Source organism: Streptomyces sp. NPDC058796, from assembly GCF_042745235.1.
In the GTDB taxonomy this organism is placed as follows: domain Bacteria; phylum Actinomycetota; class Actinomycetes; order Streptomycetales; family Streptomycetaceae; genus Streptomyces.
The window spans coordinates 1-22,789 of the sequence record NZ_JBHYOP010000021.1; the positions used below are offsets into that span (position 1 = coordinate 1).

General features: G+C 70.8%; 21 protein-coding genes and 3 pseudogenes. 14 read left to right on the top strand and 10 right to left on the bottom strand.

What is annotated here, in order from left to right:
• Window positions 1–135: 135 nt before the first annotated feature.
• Entirely contained in the window at window positions 136–1,008 is an 873-nt protein-coding gene (gene purU / locus ACFW47_RS33515; protein WP_386308104.1) for a formyltetrahydrofolate deformylase, read from the bottom strand.
• 283 nt (window positions 1,009–1,291) lie between these two features.
• Here purU and ACFW47_RS33520 point away from each other — a divergent pair, with 283 nt between their 5' ends.
• The 3 genes from ACFW47_RS33520 to ACFW47_RS33530 all read left to right on the top strand — a co-directional run bounded on the left by ACFW47_RS33520 (window position 1,292) and on the right by ACFW47_RS33530 (window position 5,615).
• Window positions 1,292–1,918, top strand: coding sequence for a sarcosine oxidase subunit gamma (locus tag ACFW47_RS33520; RefSeq protein ID WP_386308105.1), 627 nt, complete (start codon window positions 1,292–1,294; stop codon window positions 1,916–1,918).
• Window positions 1,919–1,971: 53 nt separating this feature from the next.
• Complete coding sequence (locus ACFW47_RS33525; protein ID WP_386288131.1) at window positions 1,972–3,105, top strand: aromatic ring-hydroxylating dioxygenase subunit alpha; 1,134 nt, start codon at window positions 1,972–1,974, stop codon at window positions 3,103–3,105.
• Window positions 3,106–3,269: 164 nt separating this feature from the next.
• Complete coding sequence (locus ACFW47_RS33530) at window positions 3,270–5,615, top strand: FdhF/YdeP family oxidoreductase (RefSeq protein WP_386308106.1); 2,346 nt, start codon at window positions 3,270–3,272, stop codon at window positions 5,613–5,615.
• Window positions 5,616–6,378: 763 nt separating this feature from the next.
• Here the strand turns inward: ACFW47_RS33530 and ACFW47_RS33535 are convergent.
• Window positions 6,379–6,897, bottom strand: coding sequence for a nitroreductase family deazaflavin-dependent oxidoreductase (locus ACFW47_RS33535; protein WP_386308107.1), 519 nt, complete (start codon window positions 6,895–6,897; stop codon window positions 6,379–6,381).
• A 123-nt stretch (window positions 6,898–7,020) separates the two neighbouring features.
• Between ACFW47_RS33535 and ACFW47_RS33540 the strand changes: the two genes are divergently transcribed.
• Both ACFW47_RS33540 and ACFW47_RS33545 read left to right on the top strand, forming a co-directional pair.
• A complete protein-coding gene (locus ACFW47_RS33540; RefSeq protein ID WP_386288127.1) occupies window positions 7,021–7,527 on the top strand; it encodes a MarR family winged helix-turn-helix transcriptional regulator in 507 nt (168 codons plus the stop codon).
• An 81-nt stretch (window positions 7,528–7,608) separates the two neighbouring features.
• Window positions 7,609–8,310 carry a hypothetical protein gene (locus tag ACFW47_RS33545; RefSeq protein ID WP_386288125.1) on the top strand — a complete coding sequence of 234 codons (702 nt, stop codon included), beginning with the start codon at window positions 7,609–7,611 and terminating at the stop codon, window positions 8,308–8,310.
• A 172-nt stretch (window positions 8,311–8,482) separates the two neighbouring features.
• Here ACFW47_RS33545 and ACFW47_RS33550 read toward each other — a convergent pair whose 3' ends face one another.
• From ACFW47_RS33550 to ACFW47_RS33570, 5 genes are all read right to left on the bottom strand, one after another.
• Entirely contained in the window at window positions 8,483–9,037 is a 555-nt protein-coding gene (locus ACFW47_RS33550; RefSeq protein WP_386308108.1) for a hypothetical protein, read from the bottom strand.
• Between the two features lie 33 nt (window positions 9,038–9,070).
• Window positions 9,071–10,318 (bottom strand): cation:proton antiporter, encoded by a 1,248-nt coding sequence (locus ACFW47_RS33555; RefSeq protein ID WP_386288122.1) that lies wholly within the window; start codon window positions 10,316–10,318, stop codon window positions 9,071–9,073.
• 793 nt (window positions 10,319–11,111) lie between these two features.
• Window positions 11,112–11,843, bottom strand: a complete 732-nt coding sequence (locus ACFW47_RS33560) for a DJ-1/PfpI family protein (protein WP_386308109.1) — start codon at window positions 11,841–11,843, stop codon at window positions 11,112–11,114.
• Complete coding sequence (locus ACFW47_RS33565) at window positions 11,840–12,484, bottom strand: DJ-1/PfpI family protein (RefSeq protein ID WP_386308110.1); 645 nt, start codon at window positions 12,482–12,484, stop codon at window positions 11,840–11,842. Before ACFW47_RS33565 ends, ACFW47_RS33560 begins: the two co-directional genes overlap by 4 nt.
• Before the next feature lie 2 nt (window positions 12,485–12,486).
• Window positions 12,487–13,140 (bottom strand): HD domain-containing protein, encoded by a 654-nt coding sequence (locus ACFW47_RS33570; RefSeq protein WP_386288116.1) that lies wholly within the window; start codon window positions 13,138–13,140, stop codon window positions 12,487–12,489.
• 53 nt (window positions 13,141–13,193) lie between these two features.
• On the opposite strand from ACFW47_RS33570, the gene ACFW47_RS33575 reads away from it, so the two are divergent.
• Window positions 13,194–14,174, top strand: a complete 981-nt coding sequence (locus tag ACFW47_RS33575; protein ID WP_386308111.1) for a GlxA family transcriptional regulator — start codon at window positions 13,194–13,196, stop codon at window positions 14,172–14,174.
• Between the two features lie 170 nt (window positions 14,175–14,344).
• On the opposite strand, the gene ACFW47_RS33580 is transcribed toward ACFW47_RS33575, so the two are convergent.
• Window positions 14,345–14,758, bottom strand: a complete 414-nt coding sequence (locus ACFW47_RS33580) for an FtsX-like permease family protein (RefSeq protein WP_386308112.1) — start codon at window positions 14,756–14,758, stop codon at window positions 14,345–14,347.
• A 288-nt stretch (window positions 14,759–15,046) separates the two neighbouring features.
• Between ACFW47_RS33580 and ACFW47_RS33585 the strand changes: the two genes are divergently transcribed.
• The gene (locus ACFW47_RS33585) at window positions 15,047–16,780 is read left to right on the top strand and encodes a SpoIIE family protein phosphatase (protein ID WP_386288109.1); all 1,734 of its coding nucleotides are present in this window, start codon (window positions 15,047–15,049) and stop codon (window positions 16,778–16,780) included.
• Between the two features lie 56 nt (window positions 16,781–16,836).
• On the opposite strand, the pseudogene ACFW47_RS33590 reads toward ACFW47_RS33585, so the two are convergent.
• Window positions 16,837–17,466: pseudogene (locus ACFW47_RS33590) on the bottom strand (hypothetical protein); the annotation flags it as partial.
• On the opposite strand from ACFW47_RS33590, the gene ACFW47_RS33595 reads away from it, so the two are divergent.
• The 5 genes from ACFW47_RS33595 to ACFW47_RS33615 all read left to right on the top strand — a co-directional run bounded on the left by ACFW47_RS33595 (window position 17,444) and on the right by ACFW47_RS33615 (window position 21,363).
• Window positions 17,444–18,121, top strand: coding sequence for an ArsR/SmtB family transcription factor (locus ACFW47_RS33595; protein ID WP_386288107.1), 678 nt, complete (start codon window positions 17,444–17,446; stop codon window positions 18,119–18,121). The pseudogene ACFW47_RS33590 and the gene ACFW47_RS33595 overlap by 23 nt on opposite strands.
• A gap of 243 nt (window positions 18,122–18,364) precedes the next feature.
• Window positions 18,365–18,967 carry an aminotransferase class V-fold PLP-dependent enzyme gene (locus tag ACFW47_RS33600; protein ID WP_386308128.1) on the top strand — a complete coding sequence of 201 codons (603 nt, stop codon included), beginning with the start codon at window positions 18,365–18,367 and terminating at the stop codon, window positions 18,965–18,967.
• On the top strand, window positions 18,964–20,226 hold the full coding sequence (locus tag ACFW47_RS33605; RefSeq protein WP_386308113.1) for an MFS transporter: 1,263 nt from the start codon (window positions 18,964–18,966) through the stop codon (window positions 20,224–20,226). Before ACFW47_RS33600 ends, ACFW47_RS33605 begins: the two co-directional genes overlap by 4 nt.
• Window positions 20,223–20,417 (top strand): sulfurtransferase TusA family protein, encoded by a 195-nt coding sequence (locus ACFW47_RS33610; RefSeq protein ID WP_386308114.1) that lies wholly within the window; start codon window positions 20,223–20,225, stop codon window positions 20,415–20,417. Before ACFW47_RS33605 ends, ACFW47_RS33610 begins: the two co-directional genes overlap by 4 nt.
• A 409-nt stretch (window positions 20,418–20,826) precedes the next feature.
• Entirely contained in the window at window positions 20,827–21,363 is a 537-nt protein-coding gene (locus tag ACFW47_RS33615; RefSeq protein ID WP_386308115.1) for a GNAT family N-acetyltransferase, read from the top strand.
• Between the two features lie 88 nt (window positions 21,364–21,451).
• Here the strand turns inward: ACFW47_RS33615 and ACFW47_RS33620 are convergent.
• A pseudogene (locus tag ACFW47_RS33620) lies at window positions 21,452–21,761 on the bottom strand (NAD-binding lipoprotein); the annotation flags it as partial.
• A gap of 28 nt (window positions 21,762–21,789) precedes the next feature.
• On the opposite strand from ACFW47_RS33620, the pseudogene ACFW47_RS33625 reads away from it, so the two are divergent.
• Together ACFW47_RS33625 and ACFW47_RS33630 are read left to right on the top strand one after the other, a co-directional pair.
• A pseudogene (locus tag ACFW47_RS33625) lies at window positions 21,790–22,131 on the top strand (flavin-binding oxidoreductase); the annotation flags it as partial.
• Window positions 22,132–22,315: 184 nt separating this feature from the next.
• Window positions 22,316–22,690, top strand: a complete 375-nt coding sequence (locus ACFW47_RS33630) for an ATP-binding protein (protein ID WP_386308116.1) — start codon at window positions 22,316–22,318, stop codon at window positions 22,688–22,690.
• The last annotated feature ends 99 nt before the right edge of the window (window positions 22,691–22,789 follow it).

The following is a 22,789-nucleotide window of genomic DNA, read 5'->3' on the forward strand; positions in this document are numbered from 1 at the left end:
CGGGGGTGGTTTTTGTTTGCGGTTCGGCGCATTTTCCCCCCCCCCGCCCCCCTTCCCCCCCCCGGCCGTCCCCCCCCCGCTCGGGCGCCGCTGGGGGGGCGCCCTTCCGTGTGCTGTTCCTCCGGTAGCGGTCGTTCAGCGGAAGACGACCGTGCGGTTGCCGTTGATCATGATCCGGCTCCGGCTGTGCCACTCCACCGCCCGGGCGAGGACCTGCGCCTCGACGTCACGGCCCAGGGTGACCAGGTCGTCCGGGCTGTGCGAGTGGTCCACGCGGACGACGTCCTGCTCGATGATGGGACCCTCGTCGAGGTCCGGGGTGACGTAGTGAGCCGTGGCTCCGATGAGCTTGACCCCCCGCTGGTGGGCCTGGGCGTACGGGCGTGCGCCCTTGAAGCTCGGCAGGAACGAGTGGTGGATGTTGATCGCCCGGCCTTCGAGCTGCTTGCACAGATCGTCGGACAGGATCTGCATGTAGCGGGCGAGGACCACGAGGTCGACGTCGAGTTCGTCCACGAGCTCCAGCAGCCGCGCCTCCGCCTCGGGCTTGGTCTCCGGAGTCACCGGGACGTGGTGGAACGGGATCCCGTGGCTCTCGGCGAGCGGCGCGAAGTCGCGGTGGTTGGAGACGATCGCCGGTACTTCGATGTTCAGCGCGCCGATGCTCCAGCGGAAGAGCAGGTCGTTCAGGCAGTGGCCGAACTTCGACACCATGATCAGCGTGCGGGTGGGGGTCGCCGAGTGGTGCAGCTGCCAGGTGATCCGGTACGCCTCCGCCACCGGTGCGAAGCCGGCCCGCAGGGCTTCCAGCGTCGTGTTCGCGTCCGAGACTTCGAAGTGCACGCGCATGAAGAAGCGGTCCTGGAGCCGGTCGTCGAACTGCTGGCTTTCCTGGATGTTGCCGGAGTGCCGGACGAGGAAGCTCGTGACGGCGTGGACCAGGCCAAAGCGATCAGGACACGAGAGGGTGAGGACGAACTCGCGGTCGAGGTGGGGTCGAAGAGACACTGAGCCCTCCTGAAGTGCGCATTACGCAACAGTGAGACTGATACGCAACATAGTCCGGTCGCAGCGGCTCATGGTCAAGGGGCGGATCCGGCGTTGGTCCGCGAGGAGTTGGCGCGCCGGGTCCTCTCGGCCGCCACGGCTTGCGCCTTCCCCGGGGTCGTGTGGCGCCCGCCCGTCGAGACCCCTTGACAGCGGTCCGGACGGGCTGCACTGTTTGTTGCGCAAGTTGATGTGGGTTGCGCATAAGGCAACCAAGCCATGAACTCCGAGGGGGCCGGCCGCGATGGCTGACACCATGACCCGTCGCAGTCCACTGGAACACGCCGCCGATCGCTTCGCCGCCGTGACCCGGGACTCGCGCGGATCCCTGCGCCTGGCGGGACTCCCGTTCCTCGCCCAGGTCACCCTCCGACTCGACCCGAAGAGTCCGGCCGCGGAGGCCGTCGGCCTGGCTCTGGGGGTGCCGCTGCCCCTGGCGCCGAACACCGTCAACCGCGGTGGTGAACTGGCCGTGCTGTGGCTCGGCCCCGACGAGTGGCTCGTCGTCGGGGCCGGCGCGGCGACCGGCCTGCCCGAGCGACTGCGGTCCGCGATCGGCGACGAACACGGCGCGGTCGTCGACGTCTCCGCACAGCGCACCGCGCTGCTGGTCGCCGGGGCCCGCTCCCGCGACCTCCTCGCCCGCGGTTGTTCTCTCGACCTGCACCCACGGGTCTTCGGGGCCGGCCGCTGCGCGCAGACCACCCTGGCCCGCGCGCAGGTCGTCCTCGTCGCCCGTGACGGCCTCAGGCCCGGGCTCTGGGTGCTGGTCCGCTCCTCCTTCGCCGGATACCTCGCCGACTGGCTCCTGGACGCCGCCACGGAGCACGTCGGGCGGCCGATCCTCCAGGCGGGCCGAAGCGGCCCCTGACCTCCCTGCCGTCGGACGACCTACCGCCCACGACATATCCCTCGAGGTGAACAATGACTACGACCGACCTGCCGGAGAGCCTGATCGCGACCCTCCCCGGTGATCACTACACGGACCCGGAGATCTTCCGGCTGGAGCAGGAGCGCATCTTCGAGGCCATGTGGTTCTGCGTGGCACGCTCGTCGGACCTGGCCAAGCCCGGCGCCTTCAGGACCGTGGACGTCGGGCGCGAGAGCATCCTGGTGACCCGGTCGCGGGACAAGTCCGTCCGCGCCTACTTCAACGTGTGCCGGCACCGGGGCGCCAAGCTCTGCACGGAGGAGTCCGGCGAGGTCAAGCGGGCGTTCCAGTGCCCGTACCACGCCTGGACCTACGACCTCGAAGGCAAGCTCGTCGCGGCTCCGAACCTGACGAAGATGCCCGACGTCGGCCGGACCGAGTACGGCCTGGCGAGTGTCGCGGTGCGCGAGTGGCTGGGCTACGTGTGGGTGTGCCTGGCCGAGAACCCGCCCTCCTTCGAGCAGTCGGTGATCGCGGACGTCATGGCGCGCCTGGGCGACGTGGAGTCCATCGACCGCTACGGCGTCGAGGGCCTGGAGGTCGGCAGGCGGATCGTCTACGACGTGCGGGCGAACTGGAAACTGATCATCGAGAACTTCATGGAGTGCTACCACTGCGCGACGATCCACCCAGAACTCACCGAGGTCCTGCCCGAGTTCGCCGACGGCTACGCCGCCCAGTTCTACGTGGGACACGGCGCCGAGTTCGGGGACGACGTCCAGGGGTTCACGGTCGACGGATCGGAGGGCCTGGACCGCATCCCCACGGTCTCCGAGGACCAGGACCGCCGGTACTACGCGATCACGGTGCGGCCGCAGGTGTTCATCAACCTGGTCCCCGATCACGTGATCTTCCACCGGATGTACCCGGTGGCGGTCGACCGGACCATCGTGGAGTGCGACTGGCTGTATCTGCCGCACGTCGTGGAGAGCGGCAAGGACGTCAGCAGGTCGGTGGAGCTGTTCGACCGGGTCAACCGGCAGGACTTCGACGCGTGTGAGCGCTGCCAGCCGGCCATGGGCTCCCGTCTGTACGCCAAGGGCGGCGTCCTGGTGCCGAGCGAGCACCACATCGGTGAGTTCCACGAGTGGGTCCAGGCCCGACTGGGCACCCAGCTGTCCCAGTAGCCGTCAGGGGCGAGCCGGCAGCCCGGGAACGGTGCCGGGCGCAGAGCCGGATTCCCGCTCCGCCCGGCACAGGCCGCCCCGGCCACTCCCGCTTCGTTCCCCGCGACGCCCACTGCCCTCCCGTACCCCCGTACCCCCTTTCCCGACACAGCGGAGCGCTGCCGATGACCCGCAAGGCACCTGCCGAGGACCCTGGTGACTCCCGTCTGCGGGTGGGGCCGCCGAAGGACTACGCCGCAGGCATTCCGGCGGTCACCTCCTCGCTGCGCCACGCCCACACGCAGATGGGTGCCCGCCGCAGTCTGCTCACCCTGCTGAGCGTCAACCAGAAGAAGGGATTCGACTGCCCGGGATGCGCCTGGCCGGAGCCCGAGCACCGGCATCGTGCGGAGTTCTGCGAGAACGGCGCCAAAGCGGTGGCGGAGGAGGCCACCGTGCGCCGGGTCACCCCCGAGTTCTTCGCCGAGCACACCCTGGACGCCCTCGCCGAACGCAGCGACTACTGGCTTGGCCAGCAGGGACGCCTCACCCGTCCCATGTACCGCCCCGCGGGCAGCGACCGGTACCGGGAGATCTCCTGGGACGACGCGTTCCAGGTCATCGCCCGGGAACTGCGAACGCTCGACTCACCGGACCAGGCCGCCTTCTACACCTCCGGACGAGCGAGCAACGAGGCCGCGTTCGTCTACCAACTCTTCGTCCGGCTGTTCGGCACCAACAACCTGCCGGACTGCTCGAACATGTGCCACGAGTCCAGCGGTTCCGCCCTGGTCGAGACCATCGGCATCGGCAAGGGCAGCGTCCGGCTGGAGGACCTGTACGAGGCCGACCTGGTCCTGGTCGTGGGGCAGAACCCGGGGACCAACCACCCCCGGATGCTCTCGGCCCTGGAGAAGGCGAAGGAGTGCGGGGCCCGCGTCGTCTCGGTCAACCCGCTGCCGGAGGCGGGGCTCCTGAGGTTCAAGAACCCCCAGCGCCCCTCCGGCGTGGTCGGCGGCGGAACCCAGCTGTCCGACCGGTTCCTGCAGATCAGGCTCGGCGGCGACCAGGCCCTGTTCCAGGCCTTCAACCGCATGCTCCTCGAGGCCGAGGACGATGCTCCGGGAGCAGTGCTCGACAGCGAATTCATCGCCGCGCACACCCACGGCTTCGAAGCCTTCGCCGAGCAGGCCCGCAAGGCCCGTTGGGACGACATCCTGGAAGCCACCGGTCTCCAGGCGCAGGAGATCGGGGAGGCGTTCCAGGACGTACTGGCCGCCGAGAAGATCGTCGTCTGCTGGGCGATGGGCCTCACCCAGCACCGCCACTCCGTGCCGACCATCCGCGAGGTCGTCAACTTCCTCCTGCTGCGCGGCAACGTGGGGCGCCCCGGCGCCGGCCTCTGCCCGGTGCGGGGCCACTCCAACGTCCAGGGCGACCGGACCATGGGCATCCACGAGAAGCCGGACCCCTCCTTCCTCGACGCGCTCGGTGCCGAATTCGGTTTCGTGCCGCCCGCCCACCACGGCCACGACGCGGTGGAGACCATACGGGCGATGCGCGACGGGCGGGTCCGGGTCTTCGTGGCGCTCGGCGGCAACTTCGTCGCCGCGGCCCCCGACACCGACCTCACCGAGCGGGCCCTGCGCACCTGCGACCTCACGGTGCAGATCTCCACCAAGCTCAACCGCTCCCACGCGGTGGCCGGCCGCCAGGCGCTCATCCTGCCCTGCCTGGGGCGCACCGAGGCGGACCTGCGGCCCACCGGGCCCCAGCTGGTGACGGTCGAGGACTCCATGGGCATGGTCCACCTCTCGCGAGGGCGGCTCGCGCCGGCGTCGGAAGCCCTGCTGAGCGAGGTCGCCATCATCTGCCGGATGGCGCGGGCGGCCCTCGGGGACGACGCTCCGCGGGTGCCCTGGGCGGAGTTCGAGGCGGACTACGACCGCATCCGGGACCGGATCGAACGGGTCGTCCCCGGCTTCGAGGACTTCAACGCCCGCGTGCGCGAGCCGGGGGGCTTCGCGCTGCCCCACCCACCCAGGGACGAGAGGCGCTTCCCCACCAGGACCGGGCTGGCCAACTTCACCGTCAACCCACTGGACGTGCTGCGCGTGCCGCAGGGACGGCTCATCCTCCAGACCCTTCGCTCGCACGACCAGTACAACACCACCATCTACGGCCTCGACGACCGCTACCGCGGCATCCACCAGGGCCGCAGGGTGCTCTTCGTCCACCCGGACGACCTCGCCGCACGCGGTCTGTCCGACGGCGACCTGGTCGATGTCGTCAGCGAGTTCTCCGACGGCGTCGAACGCCGGGCACCGTCATTCCGCACGGTCGCGTACTCCACGCCCCGCGGCTGCTGTGCGGCCTACTTCCCGGAGACCAACGTCCTCGTCCCCCTGGACTCCACGGCCGAGGTGAGCAACACCCCCACGTCCAAGTCCATCGTGGTCCGGCTCGAATCGAAAAAGCGGTGTGGAGGGGCTGATGCGAGTCCTCGGGATCGCTCCCGAGGCAGGCAGTGAGCCCCCGGGGCACGCGCCGGTCATTTGGTGGACGGCGGGAAACGTCCGGTCGGCAGGTGCGGAGGAGCGAGGTCAGACGGCCAGTGCGGGGGCCGGGTGCTCACCGGCCCGCCCAAGTCAGCCGACGCCCGGGGGAGGCGCTCTCCTGAAAACCTGCCATAGCCGGTCACACGCCTCCCGGCCGTCTCCCTGCCTCCCACACCGCCCCCTGGGACGAGTCGTGCACTCGTGACGCACTTCCCGTCGGCCGCCCGTCCCCTGGGCCCTGGCGAGCACGTTGGGGTTGGCGTTCCGGGGTTCGGGGGCGGAGCCGGCCCGTGTGTCGGTCCCGGAGCCGTCTCACGTCGCCTCCGGCGCCCGCAAGGACGGGCGAACGGGGCCCGGTGACTCGACTACGGCACTGGTCGTCTGGGGCGGCACCGTTTCCTCGGGCACCCCGGGCAGGCCTGGCGGAGCTTCGGGAAGGCAGGAGAAGAGCCCCAGCAGAACGGCGAGCGCGGCAGCGCCTCCCAGGATGCGCCCGAGGCGGCGTACCCTCCCGCGGGTATCGAGACGGTGCCATGAGGGTTCGCCCAGGGCGTCGTCACGGCACCAGGTTTCGCCGACATGGGCGTTGCCTTCCGGATGCCGAGACCTTTCCCGTGCCGACGGCTCTTTCGGCGCGGACCGCGCGATGGCTTCTTCGCTGTCTGTGAGAAAGCGCAGCCATATCGAGTCGGGAGTGGGGTTCGGCACTGTCACTCACTTCCATGGTGGCGTGGTGTCACGGTCGGCGGGGCGAGTCCGGTGGAAGGACGTCCGCCACGAGGCGGACGAAGGGGATCGCGCGCCCGGCCTCGCGCAACGCGGACTCGGTGCCCTCGGCGGGCAGCCCGAGGTACGTGCACAGGCGACGGGCGGTGCGGGGGCGTTCTCGTCCGTAGCCCGCCATGATGTCGGCGCCTTCCTCCGGAGTGGGGAAGTGGGCGGTGACGGCGTGGTGGCGGTTGCCGAACTGCACGACCGTCTTCGGCTGGGCGCGCAGGTTGCGGTACCAGTCGGAGCCCGGCCCGAAGCCGGAGGCGACCGTCCAGCAGCGATACGGCGCCTCGTACGTCACCACTTCGAGGACCACCTGGCGGTCGCTTCCGCTGATACGGCCCACGTGGCGCAGCAGGAGGAACCGTCGGCCGAGGAGCGGCCCCAGACCGACCCGGAACAGGAGGATGGGCGCACGAGCGGCCAGTCGGCGCCAACCGGTGGGAACGTGGGGTCTGGCGGGGTCTGCTTCCTTGCGTGTCATGCTCGCCTTCCAGGGGTGGCCGGGGCTCCCTCCTGTCCCGACGGGGCAGAGGACCCACTGGCTGTCACTTCGGCAGACAAAATTTTGCACAGTCTAAATGAAGGGGCCGGGTAGAAAGGACCCATGGTGGAGCACGAGTCCCGCGAGGGGACCATGGAGGACGTCGAAGCGGTCACGCGTGAGGTGCTGACCGCCTCACGGTTGCTGGTGGCGGTCTCCGCCCGTTCCCTGTCCGCTGTGGAGGACCGGGTCACGCTGCCGCAGTTCAGGATGCTGGTCGTCCTGTCCACCCGGGGCGCCACCAAACTCGTCGCTCTCGCCGAGCACCTCCGCGTCGCCCCCTCGACGGCCATGCGCATGGTGGACCGGCTCATCGCCGCCGGACTTGCGGACCGCCAGGTCAATCCGGGCAACCGGAGGGAGACCCTGCTGCGGCTCACGCCGGAGGGGCGACGCACGGTCGAGGAGGTCACCGTCCGGCGGCGCACGGAGATCGCCGTCATCGTCGAACGCCTGAGTCCGGAGCAGCGGCGGGTACTGATCGACGCCCTGGCCGCCTTCAACGAGGCGGGCGCAGAGCCCCCCGCTTCGGTCGCCGACGCCGAGCTGTCCCCTCTCGGCTGGGAATGACGAGACCGTTCCGTGTTTTGCATAATGCAAAGAACTGGAGTCGGGGGCTCGCGCCCGTTGCGGGCGTGAGGAGTACGACGAATGAGCAGACGGCGCGGGGACCCGTCCGCAGCCGAGTCGCAGGCGGCAACTCGTGTACGCGCCATGGTCTGGGGGCCGGCGGAGTTCACGGGTCTGCCGCCTCGGTGGCTGATCGCAGAGGGCCTCGTCGCCGGAGTCCTGGGCACGGGACTGATTGTGGGCGCCGGCCTTTTCGGTGCCTGGACCGGCAATGCGGCGTTCCGCGCGGGCGACGTGGGTGTGGTGTGCGCGCTGAGCCTTGTCCTCTACCTGCTCCTGGTACGTGCCGGCCGGGCACTGGTGGGTGTCGTCGCGGTCCTGGCCGTGGGCCTCGCACTGCACACGCCTCAGGCGGCCGTCGGCGTGGTCCTGACGGCACGGGGGCAGGAACGATCCGTGGTCGTGACGTCCGTCCAGGAGAGCCAGGACGCATCCGAGGCGCGGGACCGCTACTTCTGCTCGGTGGCAAGCCGTGACGGAGCCCCCTCCACAGCCCGGATCTGGCGAGGGTGCACACAGTCCACCCGTCCCGGGGACGCGCTGACACTCGTCTACGACCCGCAAGGGCTGGTCCCTCCGCGCGGCGTCGAGAGCGGCACAAGCATTGTCGATGCGTTGAGGGGGCTGGCCGGGTGGGCCACCAGTCTGGTGATCGCCTGCGCCACCGCGGTAGTGCGCTCCTTCCGGTTACCTGACCACCCGGCTGCTCAGCGGCCGATCTGAGGGCCGGGCATGATCACCCGTACCGCGCCCGGCGCGCCCAGCGACCGTTCAGGCCCGAGGTGACGTGGACACGGAGGCGTGCGGTCGCGGCACCGGACGGCCGAAGGGCGGCCACCGCGTGGTGAAACCGGTCAGGCATCAACTCGCCGCAGCCCTCCCGCAGAGAGACGGGTCAGTGGTTCACCCACTCCGCCGCGGCAAACAGGGCGCCGGCCAGCGGCAACGCCCTAAGGGCGAATGCCGAGCCGGTCGTGGCCCGCCCAGCCCGGGCCTGTGGACGCGTATCGGGACTTCTGGCCATCTCGGTCAGCAACTGTGCCGCTCGGTCTCCGGCTCGTCGGCGTCCCATCAGCCTGTCGGCCCAGGACGGCACGAACAGGCCCGCCAGCGGAAATTCCGTCGTCCCCGAGAACTCGAGCAACCCATCGCGCCGCAGCTCCACTCGCCCGATCTTCGACCACGGCAGGAACGTCACGGTCCACATCCTGCGGATGTGCACCCCGTCCCGGTCCGCGGCGAGGCGCCACAGTCCCACTCGGCAGCACAGCCACCCAGCCACCAGGGACGTCCACACCGCGAAGAACAACGTGCCGGGCTGCGGGTCGGCCAGCGTGCCCCCGGCGGGACGCTCAACGAACGTCACGAACGACAGGCACGTTCCCGCGGCCGCCACGCGGGCCAGCCAGCCCGCACGCCACACACGCGGTTCCGCGGGCCCCACGCTCATTTTCTCCTCCATCCTGGCCGGCGCACGTGGTGTTCACGACCGGTGGCCCTGCCCGTCCTCCTCGCTCGCGACCCGCGTCCGCGCGCTGCTCGCCGACTCCGGGATGCCGGCCAGGTCCTCGACCTCGAAGATCTTCGCGATGGGCACGTCGGTGCTGCTGTGAGCGATGATTGAGAAGGCGATGCAGACCGCGATGAGCGTGTACGCCTGCTCCCCCTGCGGGATGTCGGCCTGCAGCACGAGAAGCCCGTAGACCACGGAGGCGAAGCCTTTGGGCCCGAACCACGCGGCCACGAGCTTCTCCCGTCGGTCGAACCGCGTGCCGACGAGCGAGACCATCATCGAGGCGGGCCGCACCAGCAGGATCGCCAGGACCACCGCCACGTAGCCGGTCCAGGACAGGTCGGCGAAGAGCTGGGGCGTCAGCAGCGCCCCGAAGACCAGCAACGCGGCGAACTTGGCCAGCTCCGCGAGCGCCTCACCCAGCGGTTCGAAAGCAGTCTTCGCCTCCGGTGACACGGCGGTGAGCACGGCTCCTGCGGAGAAGGCGGCCAGGTAAGGGTTGGCGTGGGTCAGATGGCAGGCGGCGTACAGGATGATTCCGGTGGCCAGGGGCAGCAGCGGCTGCAACTTGGGCTCCGCTCCCAGCAGCCGGAACCGCACGAGCCCGTTCACCAGCAACGGCAGCACCACACCGAAGGCGAGGCCCAGCCCGAGTTCAAGAGCGATCGTCCCGAAAGCTGACTCCGCGTGGCCGCCGGCCGGGCCGGCGGCAGCGATGAGGACGAGAACCACCGGCAGGGCGAGCCCGTCGTTGATGCCGCTTTCCACGTTCAGCAACTGCCGCAGCTTGGCCGGCACTTCCTTGCGGCCGACGATCGCCGAGGCGAACACGGGGTCCGTGGGTGCCAGTACGGCGCCCACGAGGAAGGAAGTCGTCCAGTCCAGCCCGACCAGGTAGTGGGTGATCAGCGCCATCCCGACGAAGGCGAGCGGCATGCCGAGACCAAGAGCGCGGGCCGGATTCCTCCAGTTCTCCTTGAGCTTGGGGAAGGACACGTGCATACCGTCGGTGAACAGCACCGCGAACAAGGCCAGATCGGCGGTGACCGCGACGATGTCGCTTTCCGGCGAGATGTGGATCAGGCCGAGGAACCCGTCGCTGACGAGGGCACCGCCGACGAGGAAAAGAAGGGAGGTGGACAGCACGGTGCGGGCAGCGAGCCCGGAAAGGAGGACGGCGATGAGCAGAGCGGCGCCGAAGACCGCGACGAGCACCATGAAGACCAACCCCGATTGACGAAGACCGCTGTTCCCTGATCGCCGACCAGACTTCCCGGCACCCCGCAACGGACCTTACACGTCTCTTGCGCGCCCTTGACAGGTGCCTGGCGGGCAGCGTCGGCGGCCGAACACCGCCGTCTTCCGGCACAGCGCGCGAAAGCCGGGGTCGCAGGTCTGACGGCTGGGGCGGTGGGCCGCGGCCTCTCCCAGTGGGGCTGTCGGTGGCCTTCCGCTGCGTCAGCCTCAGTGCCAGGACGAGTCCGTGGTCTCGTCGTTCGCCGTGGAAACCGGACAGCCACCGTGTGTGAGACGAACCGGACGCGAGGACGTCTTCTGGCCGACGCGGTGCTCCGTGGCCGCGACCGGAGCGGCATGCGCGGCAACCGACGCCACCCGGTACGCGGCAGGCGCCTGGTCGCGCGGACAGCGGCGCCCGCCCGTCCCTGCCCGACGCGGGGAAGCACCTGGCGCCAATGAGCCTGCCCGACCGAAACGCGGCCCTCGCGCGGCCCGGAGGGAGGCCGTTGCCGTCCGCCGGCTGCTGCTGTCCCGTCTGCGTTCCGGACTCGCGTCTGACAGCACCGAGGCGGCCTGCCGGGCACGGGCGCCACCGCGACACTGGTGCGCACGTGTCGTGGGTCGGCGAATCCTGCGGAAGAGACGACGAACCACAGAGGTGACATCCGGCCACAGCCGCCACGAGTACTGCTTGGTCCGCCCTGTCGAAACGGCTTCCTGAACCGCCGGGGCGAGGGGCTCGGCGTGGGAAGGAGGCGTCAAAGGAGCCCCTTCACCGACCGCTTCGCGCAGTCCACACCGTGCCGCGTGCCTCGTACTCGAGCATCTCTTCCAGACCGACCGCGGCATCCGCTCCGAGCTCGCGGCGTACCAGCCACAAGGCGAGGTCCAGTCCGGAGGTGACCCCGCCCGCGGTGACCAGGTCGCCGTCGTCGACCACGCGGGCGTTCTTCACTACGCCGCCCTGCTGCTCCAGGTCGGCCCGCGCCCGGTGATGGGTGGTGCAGGGGCGCCCGGACGTCAGTCCGGCGGCGGAGAGCAGCATCACGCCGGTGCACAGCGCGCTGACGGTCAGGCCCGGGCGGGCGGCGGCGGCCAGGGCCCGTGGCAGTGAGCCGCGCCGGATCTCGGCCCACACGCCGGGATCCTCGCGGCGTGCGTAGCCGCCGCCGGGGACGACGAGGAGGTCCGCCTGCTCGGGTGCCCACGCGTGGTCCACGCGCAGTCGGGTGCCGTAGGCAGCCTTGACGGTACGCGGACCGTCGAGCGTCACATAGCGAGTCTCCACTTCCCGGTCGGTGAAGTAGCCGGAGGCGGAGAACACCTCGTAGGGGGCGGAGAAGTCGAGTTCCTCCACGCCGTCGAACATGACCACGTGGACGCGCAGCGGCCGGTCCCGTCGGGGGGCCTCGGGCTCGGCGGCGTCGGCCCGGGCCGTGGCGCCGGCCATCAGTGCCGCGGTCCCGAGGGCAGTGGTGGCGTGCAGGAGGGTCCGGCGGTTCATGTGGGTCGGTACTCCGTTTCTCGGTCGGGCAGGGGCGGGGCGGCGGGTTCGTCCGCCAGGTAGGGAGGAGCCGGGTCGTACTGGAGGGAACGGCGCACGGCGCGGGCGTGCTCGCGTCCGTGCAGGTGGCCGACGAGCCACAGGGTGCTGTCGATGCCGGCGGAGACGCCCTGACTGGTGAGGAGGTTGCCGTCGACGACATAGCGGGCGTCGCGTACGACGGTGACGTCACCGCGCTCTTCGAGCGCGTCCTCGTACTGCCAGTGTGTGGCGACCCGGCGGGCTCGGGCGGGGCCGGCGGCGTGCAGCAGGAAGGTCCCGGTGCAGACGCCGACCACCCAGGCCGCGCGCTCGGCGGTGCCGGTGAGCCAGCCGGTGACCCGCTCGTTGCGGGTCTCGGCCTCCCGGGCACCGTGACCGCCCGGGACGAGGACGACGTCCAGAGGCGGGTGGTCACCGAGTGTGTGGTCCGGCAGGACGCGCATGCCCTGGGAGCACCGGACGGGGGCCGCGCGCTCGGCGATGAGCAGGACGTCGTCCGCGCCGCCCCGCAGTCCGGCGGAGGTGGTGAACACCTCCCACGGGCCGGTGAAGTCGAGTTCCTGCGCCGAGTCGAACAGCAGGATTCCGTACGTGGTCATGCTCAGTTGCCCCAGCGCGCGGCGTCGGCCATGGTCTCCATGCGAGTCCTGTGCGGTGGCACGGACCTCTCCCGCAGGAGTTCGGACGCGAGGCTGAAGGGCGGGGCCTTCTCCGGGCGGTTGCGAGCCTGACCAGTGATCTCGTCGGTGAGGGTGGTGGCCATGGACAGTCGCGGATAGCCGGCGTGGATTGCGGCGCCGGTGGCGTCGTCCACGCAATCGGTGTCCAGGCCGAAGTCCATGCCGGTCCCCTGGTGCACCAGGGCGCACAGGGTGCCGCGGCGCTCGGCGATGCCCGGTGTCGTGTGCAGGGCGACGGCCTCCCACACGGCGTCGACATCGACAGCCGGCAGGCCCTGCGCGGTGAGGAACTCCGCGGCCGTGTCGGCGCCGTCCACCTCGAACCGCTGGTGGCGGTCACCGGCCGGCGTCAGGCCGATGTCGTGCAGGACGCAGGCCAGGAACAGCAGCTCCGGATCATAGTCACGTCCCGGCTCCGCGCCTTCGTGATCGGCACGGATGCGGGCGAACAGCGCGCTGCGGACGCTGTGATTGGCGGTCGCGGTGGACTCCGTCTCGCGTACCAGGGCCAGCGCGCGGCGGGCGACGGGCGAGTCGGGCAGCGGCGGTACGCCGGTGGTCGTCACATCGGTCATGGCACAAACGATCGCCCGCACCAACTCCGCCTGAAAGTGGCAGACTTGCCATTATGCGCGAGGAAGCTGCCACCACTGTCGCACCGCATCGAGTGGCGGTGCTGGTCATGGACGACGTACTGCCCCTGGATCTGGGCATCCCGGCCCAGGTCTTCATCGCCGTACCCGGTGACCCCTACCAACTGACTCTGTGCGGACGGACCACGCGCCCGGTCACGACCGCCGCGGGCTTCGCGGTCACGGTGACCGCCGGACTGGAGGCCGTACACGAGGCGGACACCGTCATCGTCCCGGGGTACGCGCCGCACCGGCGAGAGCTCCCCGAGGACGTACTCGCCGCACTGGCCGAGGCCCACACCCGGGGCCGGCGACTGGTGTCGATCTGCACCGGCGCCTTCGCGCTGGCGGCAGCCGGCGTCCTGGACGGCCGCAAGGCCACCACCCACTGGAAGTACGCCGACGAACTGGCCGCGCGGCACCCCAAGGTGTCGGTGGACCCGCGTGTGCTCTACGTGGACGAGGGACAGGTACTGACCTCGGCGGGCGTCGCCGCCGGCATCGACCTGTGCCTGCATCTGGTGCGACGTGACCTGGGCGCGCGGACGGCGAACCAGGTGGCGCGCACCTTGGTCTCGGCGCCCCACCGCGACGGCGGGCAGGCGCAGTACATCACACGGCCGCTGGCCACTGAGGAACCCGGCGCCACCCTCGCGGCCACCCGGGCGTGGGCCCTGGCCCGTCTGCACGAACCGCTGACGGTCCCACGGCTCGCCGCCCACGCGCACATGGCTCCGCGGACCTTCGCCCGGCGGTTCGTCACCGAGACCGGCACGACGCCCCTGCGGTGGCTGCTCGCCGCCCGGCTCGACCGTGCCCGGGAACTGCTGGAGACCACCGGACTCGCCGTCGACCACATCGCCGACCGGTGCGGGCTGGGCAGCCCGTCCAACCTGCGGCTGCACTTCCGGCGCGTCCTGGGCACGACGCCCACCGCGTACCGGGCGGCGTTCGCCGCGACGGCACCCAGGAGTTGATGGCGGCCGTCGCGGGCGTGCTGTCAGGCATACCTCGACTGCCCCGCCCATGTGGGTCCCGGTCGTCGTACCGGAACCGGGGCGGCATGGTGCTTCCGCAGCTCAGGCCGTCGGACGTGTCCCGCCGGCCGGGCGCGGGAGGGGCCGAGCGGCTGGCGCTCCACCGGGCACTACTCGGTGCGCAGCGCCGTGGCCGTACGGGCCCTGGCCGCCCAGCCGGCCGGGAGCAGCGCGCCCAGCACCGCGATCACGACCCCGCCGAGCCCCAGCAGGAGCAGCTGGAAAGGCCCGTACACGTCGAGGACGGGCGACGGCAGGCTGGTGCCTACGGCCCGCCCCATCACCGGCATGACGACGTGATGCAGCGCGTACCCCGCAGGGACGCCGATCAGCCCGCCGATCACGCCGATCACGGCCACCGGGGCGAGCACGAGGCCCATGGTCTGCCGCGGCGTCATGCCGATCGCCCTGCAGACGCCCAGGTCGTGGATGCCTTCCCGGGTGTCGAGGAGCACGGAGTTGAGCACGCCGAGAACGGCCACGGTGATCAGCACGAAGGTGAGCAGCACCGCCATCGCGGACATGATGAGGATGATGCCGTCCTGCCCCGACTCGGAGCGGGTCGTTGCGTCGCCCCCCCGGGCGTCGAGAACGCGAGTGGCCCGGAGCTGCCCGGAGGGAGGGCGCCGCCGGCCGGCCTCGCGGCCTGCTGAAGCCGCTCGGGCGGCAGGATGTGCGGCCTCGGGCGCCAAGAAGGCGTGAGAGCCTATCGCCTTCGAGGGGCATATGGAGGGTAGGACTCAGGGGCCCCGGAGAGACACTCCTCAGGGCAGCAGCGACCGGGCAGCACGCGACCAGGAGGAGGCCGGACGATGACAGGGGCACATGATGAGGCCAGGCATGCGGTGCGTCCAGGATTCACCGTGGCCTTGGAGGCCATCGGGGCCAGTGCGTACCTCGTCGACGAGCAGGGTCACATCATCGCCGCCAACAGCCGCGCCGAGCGGATGCTGGGCCGCCGGGCCGAAGAGCTTGTCGGACAGGACGCCCATGAACTGCTGCACCGCGGGGCCCGGGGCCAGCCGTTGCACGTCAGCCAGTGCGCCATGCGGCAGGCGTTCCACGCCGGTCACCCGGCTCAGGGCGACGACGACTACTTTGCCCGTGCGGACGGCTCCGTCCTGTCCGTTTCCTGGCTCATCACCCCCTACGCCCTGGAGGGCCGAGGCGCCGGAACGCTGGTGATCTTCCACCCGCGAGAGCAGGAGCGCCCCGCGGGAGCGCGCCCGGAGCGGACCGCGGAACCGATGGGCGAACTGGAACGACTGGCCTTGCTGGCCGAAACGACGACCCGGCTGACCTCAACCCTCAACGTCGACGAGGCCCTGCACCGGCTGGTAGCCCTGGTTCTGCCCAGGCTCGCGGACTGGGCCGTCATCGACCTGATCACGGAGCACGACGAAGTGTGGCGAACCGCCGTCGTCCACTCCGAGGGGGGCCGTCTCGTGCCGTATGAGGAACTCCAGGGGCCGATGCCGCCCGTGCCCGAGCACTCCACGATGCCGCTGTCGCGCGCCCTGCGCGGGGTGGCCTCGGCGCTGGTCGAGCCGGACGTCTACCGCAGCCCCCCGGACTCGGGCATCGCCGTCGAGCAGCGTCGTCTGTTCGACGCCACCGGCATCCGGTCGGCCGTGGTCGTCCCGCTCCGTGGCACCAGGGAGGTGCTGGGCGCCCTTACTCTCGGCCGGGCGGACAAGCTGGAGAGCTTCACCGCCGCGGACCTGCCCCTGATCGAGGACATCGCCCGCCGTGCCAGCCTGGCGCTGGACAACGCGCGTCTCTACCAGCGCCAGCGCGCGATCGCCGAGACCATGCAGAATCACCTGCTGCCGCAGATGCCCCGTGTGCCCGGGCTGCAACTGGCCGTGCGCTACCTGCCCGCGCCGGACGCCTCACAGGTGGGCGGGGACTGGTATGACGCCTTCACCCTGTCCGATGGCGCGACCGCGTTGGCCATCGGTGACGTGGTCGGTCACGACCTGGAGGCCACGGCCGGTATGGCCCAGCTGCGGAACATGTTGCGCGCCTACGCGTGGTCCCAGCAGACACCGCCCAGCCGCATCGTGGAGCGCCTCGACGAGGCGATCATGCCGATCACCGACGTCACCATGGCCACCCTCGTCTGCGCCAGAGTCACTCGGGCGGACGACGGGAGTTGGCAGCTGACATGGAGCAACGCGGGCCACCCCCCACCTCTCCTCGTCACCCGTGACGGTTTGACCGAGTACCTGACAGGCGGGCACAGCCTGCTGCTGGGAACCGGAATCAGCACGCGCCGTCCCGACGCCACGGTGGTGTTGCCGCCCGGCTGCACGCTGCTGCTGTACACCGACGGTCTCATCGAGGCACCCGGGCGAACCATCGACGACGGTCTGAACCGCCTGCGACAGCACGCCGCGGTCCTCGCTCACCGCCCCCTGCCGTCCTTCACCGACCAGCTTCTGAGCCGGGTCCAGCCCCCTGGACTCGACGACGTCGCCCTTCTCACGCTGCGCATGCCGAACCAGCCCTGGCCGGGCAATGCGGAGGGAGACGCCTCGCGGTGATCCAGTAGCAGCAGAACGCGGTGGTGGCGCCTGGGCTTGCCATCGGCGAACCAGGCGTCCATGCCGCCGGTGAGGTGCTCGTAGCCGATCTTGTACGCCTGCCAGACGATCCCGCTCAGATCCTGGTCGTCGTTGACGACGAAAGCGAGTGGCGCGGTGTCGGGCAGGAGCCAGCCGAGCCAGGTGGCGAACTGGTCGCGCAGCGGGATCGGCAGAGAACCTGGGATGCGCCCGGCGGCGTAGGCGGCTGCCGGGCGGACGCCGACGACGTGGCCGCCTAACGAGCCCGCACCGTGCGTGGGCCACACCTCGGTGGCGTCCGGCAGCGCGGCCAGCCGCTTGAGCGAGTGGTTCTGGGCGCGGGCGAGTTCCTCGGTGCGGTCGGGGCCGAGGTCGGTGCGGGCGGCGTCCGCGGCGAACGCGACGCGCAGCCCGTGCCGCTCGGCTGCCGCCCGCAGGGAGCGCAGGCCGCGGCTGGCGTCCATGGCCGGGGCGCGTCCATGGCCGAGGTCGAGCAGGTGGGCGCTGTGGCCCAGTCCTTCGTCGAGCGGTATGAGGTGATCGTCCGAGAAGCCCACGGCGTCCTCCAAGACCTCGGGGCGGGGCGTGTGGTCACACCCACCCGACTCGACTACCGTAATCCATGGATTCATGGAGGATGTCATGTCGGAGAACACCAAGAGCATTACGAAGGCGCGGTTGTACGAGGCGTTCGCGAGCAGCGGCAAGGCGCTGGCCAGCGGAAAACGCCTGGAACTGCTGGATCTGTTGGCCCAGGGCGAGCGCACCGTCGACGCGCTGGCGAAGGCGGCCGGGCTGAACCTGACCACCGCCTCGGCGCACCTGCAGACCCTCAAACAAGCCGGATTCGTCGTCACCCGCCGCGAAGGCGTGCGCATCCACTACCGGCTCGCAGGCGACGACGTCGCCCAGCTGTTCGCCCTGCTGCGCAAGGTCGCCGACCGCCACCAGCCCACTGTGCCCGCCGCGCGCGACGCCTACCTCGGCGAGGACGCCTCAGCCGAGCTCAGCCGCGAGGAACTGCGGATCCGGATCGCCGCCGGGGACGTTGTCGTTCTCGACGTGAGGCCGGTGGAGGAGTACCGGGCCGGGCACATTCCCGGAGCCGTCTCCATCCCGGTCGGCGAGCTGGCCGCCCGGATCAACGAGCTGCCCGAGGACCTGGAGATCGTCGTCTACTGCCGCGGCAAGTACTGCGTCTTGGCCTACGACGCCGTGCGCCTGCTGACCGACCGCGGACGGCGGGCGATCCGCCTCGACGACGGCATGTTGGAGTGGCGCCTGTCGGAGTTGCCCGTCGACGCCGCGGACCTGACGTGACCGGCCCGGGCGGCCACCGCCAGCCGCACCCGGCTCTGGCCGAGGAGCCGGCCTACCTGGACTACTACGCCACCAACCCGGTCGACCCGCGCGTCGCCGAGGCGATGGCCCTCTACCTGGCCTGCTACTTCGGCAACCGCTCCAGCGACCACCCCTGCGCCGCCACGGCGGGCCCTGGCCGAGGCTCGAGGTCAGGTCACCGAGCACTCTGCTGTCCTCGGGACGTGCCCGGCCCCGGAGCGGCTGCACGGTGCGCGGGTGACCGTGCTACCGGTCGACGGCGACGGGCTCGTCGAAACGACCGCCCTTGCCGCAGCCTTCACCGCGGACACGGTGCTGATTTCCGTGATGGCAGCGAACAACGAGACCGGCGCCCTCCAGCCGGTCGCGGAGCTCGCCGCACTCGCCCGTGAGCGCGGGGCGCCGTCCCACTGCGAAGCCGCCCGGACCGTCGGCAAGATCCCCCTCGATGTCGGCGGACTGGGCGTAGACGTGCTCACGGTCGTGGGACTCAAGATGTACGCGCCCAAGGGCGCCGCCGCCCCGTACGTGCGCGACGAGGTACGGCTGGAGCCGGTCGCTACGGCGGAGGGCAGAGTGCGGCCTGCGGGCCGGCACGGAGAACGTCGCCCCGGCCGTCGCGTCCGTCGGCCTCGAAGACGCCGACGACCTGATCGCCGACCTCGTCCAATCCCTCGACGCCGACTGAACCCACCCCGTGAACCGGACCATGGCGCCCTTCATCCGGCGCCGGGCCGGTGCCACGGCCACCCCCCTACCGGGACCGGTCGGGCCCGCCCGGCCGGTCCCGCGCCGCTCACCGCCCGTTTCGGAAGAGAGACATGACCAGCACTGCGCCCACCAGCACGACGGCCTCCATACCCGACCCCGCCCAGGCCCAGCCCCGGATCCTCCGCGTCCTGGTCGCCTCCCAGATCCTCAGCGGCGCAGGTCTCGCCGCCGGCGTCACCGTCGGCGCTCTCCTAGCCGAGGACATGCTCGGCACCACCAGCCTCGCCGGACTGCCCAGCGCCCTGTTCACCGCCGGCTCCGCCCTCGCCGCCGTCACCGTCGGCCGCATCTCCCAGGCCCGCGGCCGCCGTCCCGGCCTTGCCACCGGCTACCTCACCGGCGCCATCGGCTCGGCCGGCGTCATCACCGCCGCCGTCCTGGACAACCCTGTCCTGCTGTTCATCGCCCTGTTCGTCTACGGCGCGGGCACCGCCACCAACCTCCAGGCCCGCTATGCCGGGGCTGACCTCTCCCCGGCCGGCCACCGCGCCCGCGCGGTCTCCACCGTCCTGGTCGCCACCACCCTCGGTGGCGTCGCAGGCCCCAACCTCGCCGCCCCCGCCGGCACCCTCGCCGAACAGCTCGGCATCCCCCACCTCGCCGGACTCTTCATGGTCTCCGGCGCCGCCTACGCCCTGGCCGCGCTTGTCCTCGCCCTCTGGCTGCGACCCGACCCGCTTCTGCTGGCCCGCACCATTGCCCAGGCCAAGGCAGCCGACGCCGCAGCCAACCCGGCCGTCGCCGAGGCCGGTGCCGGGCAGGGCCGCGGAGGCGTGGTCCTCGGCGCCCTGGTCATGGTCCTCACCCAGCTCGTCATGGTCGCGATCATGACGATGACACCGGTCCACATGCACGACCACGGCCACTCGACCTCCGCCTCCGGCCTCGTCATCGGCATCCACATCGGCGCCATGTACCTGCCCTCACCCCTGACCGGCTGGCTCGTCGACCGCTACGGCCGCATGAAGATCGCCATCGCATCCGGCATCACGCTGCTGGCCGCAGGAATCTTCGCCGCGCTCGCGCCCGGCGACTCCGTCGGCCTCCTCGCACTGGCCCTGGCCCTGCTGGGGCTGGGCTGGAACTTCGGCCTCGTCGCCGGCACCGCGATCATCACCGACACCGTGCCGCTCGCCACCCGTGCCAAGACCCAGGGCCTGGTCGACGTCTCCATCGCCATCGCCGGCGCCACCGGCGGCATGGCCTCCGGCATCATGGTCGCCGCCACCAGCTACCCCGCCCTCGCCCTCACCGGCGGAGCTCTCTCTTTCGCCCTCCTGCCGGCCATCGCCGCCACCGCCTACCGACGATGAACCACACCGGCCCCGACATCCCCGCGCCTGGCATCACCGTCGACGCCACCGGCCTGCTCTGCGTCACCCTCCTACTGCGCCTGCGTAAAGAGATCGACGGTGCCGAGCCTGGTGCCGTGGTCCACGTCGTCGCCACCGACCCGGCAGCCCCGCTCGGCCTGCCCGCCTGGTGCCACGTGACCGGCCACTGAAGGCACCAACGGTCCTGGCGTACGGACCATGGCTGACCTTGCTGGAGGTGGGCGACGACATCGCCGCCGCTCCGCCTGACCGCTCACCAGGACAAGCGGCAACAGGCTCGTCAGCACCGGGTCCGCTGCCTTCCTCACCACAGCCACACGCCGCGCGGTGCCCGCAGCCAACCCAGTGTGAGCCCATGAGCGACGACGGCCGATGCCGCCAACACGAGCAGCCAGCAGGCGAGTGAGAGCATGGCCGCGCACGCCGGGCAGACGGAGTGCAAGGAGCCCTCCGTCCCACGTACCGATTACGGTGTTCATGCGTGGACAGGCCAGTCACCAGTCAGCCGGATCGCTACGGTGATACCTGGGTACGATGCCGCAGTTCGCGCTCCGGTCGCCGCATCGGCAGGATGGGAGCATGACCGAGATCCGCACGCCTCGTCTCCTTCTGCGCCGATGGTTGGATGACGACCTCGTTCCACTGTCCGAGATCCACGCCGATCCGGCGGTGATGCAGAACGTCGGTGACGGCAGGCCGCGCTCGACGGGGCAGACCGCCGGGGACATCGAGGCGTGGGAGGAGGAGTGGGACGACGAGGGATTCGGCGTGTTCGCGGTCGAGCTACTGGGATCAGGTGAACTGGCGGGTGCGGTGGGCCTGTCCGTGGCCGCCGAGCCGGACGAGGTAGCCGGTCAGGTCGCGATCAGTTGGCGGCTCGGGCGGGTGTTCTGGGGCCAGGGATACGCCTCCGAAGCGGCGCACGCCGCTTTGGAGTTCGCCTTGCAGGACCGGGGTCTCGAGCGGGTGATCGCAGTACTGCACACGGGTGACAGCGCCTCCGCGGCCGTGGTCGACAAGCTTGGCATGGAGGCGGGAGGTGCCGTGATACAGCACCCGGTCCACGGCTACGACCTGAAGGTGTTCGGGATCGACCTGACGCAGTACCAGGAATAGAGCGCGGTGCCCGGCCGCGGTCCGCACGACGCCGCGCCAACGGTGGCCGAGCCTTGGTGATGGCGGCGAGGGCACACCCCGTCCGTCAGTAGCGGGGGCTCGTCGTCGAGTCATCGTGGCTGCGGTAACCGATGGCGCATTCTCCGCGACGGCGTGCCGCGGCCACGACCGTGGCGAAGGACGTCTCGCTCCCCGGCAGCACGTAGTCAGTTCGCCGGCCGCAGGCGGACCCCGGCCCCTTCGGTGGAGAACAGTTCTTCGAACACCGCTGCCTGGTGCCGGTTCTGGGAGATCTGGGACATGAGCAGGCCGATGAGCCTGCCGCTGATGATCACGTCGGCCCCGGGGCTGATGGGGGCCAGTGCCCGGTTGCGGTCGTCGATCAGCTCGGTGACGACCGGCAGTTAGCGCCCGGTGGCCTTTTGCGAGTTGAGTCACGTCGACCGCAACGGCAAGCGGATCGACAGGCGGCTCCCCGAGCGGCCACGGGGCTGGGCCCGCGTGGTACAGGGGCTCGGCGACTGGTCGAAGTTCTGCTTCCTCACCGAGTACACCGGCCTGGACGAACGGGCCATCGACCTGATCGGCACCCTGGAGAACCTCACTTCGCGCCTCCCTCCGCCCTTCATCCACAGCTTCATCGGCTCCTGCCTCATCAGCCCGGACACGCCCTTCTACGAGCTGGAGAGCGGCACGGCGGCCGTACTGCCGGACGCCCTGCTGGAACGCGTGCGCAAGAATGGTCGGTTCGACCGCTCGCCCAGGAGGCAGCAGCGGGACACACGGAAGCCGTGCGTCGGCTATGCCACCGCTGAACGGGGGAAGGCGTGGCAGTAGGACCGGACCCGGTACGAAGGCGTGCAGCCGTCTGTACTCGGCGAGCGCGGGGCAGGGAGGAATCACAGTGGACGAGTCGTCAGTGCGGGCGGTGGGCTGGGCGCGCTCGCTGCCCATGAATACCGAGCCGAAGGCGGCACGCGACTGGGCACGCGAGCATCTGAGGGCCCTCGGCTGGTCGGACAGCCAGTCGCGGACGGTGGATGACGTCCTGCTGACCGTCTCCGAACTGGTCACCAACGCTCACATCCACGCCCACTCCAGCGCCCGGCTCGTGATGGCCTGGGACGGCCAGTGCCTGCACATCACCGTGCACGACGACAGCGTCGCCCTGCCCAGCCCCCGCGAGCCCAGCCGCGACCGCCTCGGCGGACGCGGCATGTTCCTCGTCGACGCCCTGGCCGATGCCTGGGAAGTGCGCCCGTGCCCTCACGGCAAGTCGGTGACTGCCTGTTTCTGTCCGTCGCCCACCTCGGACGACGCAGACTGACGCGTGCACCGGCGGAAGCGAGCACCACCCCGGGAACCGTCGGTCGTCAGCAGGTGAACCGTCGCTCCGCACACGGCCAGACGCGGGCCTTCGAGGAGG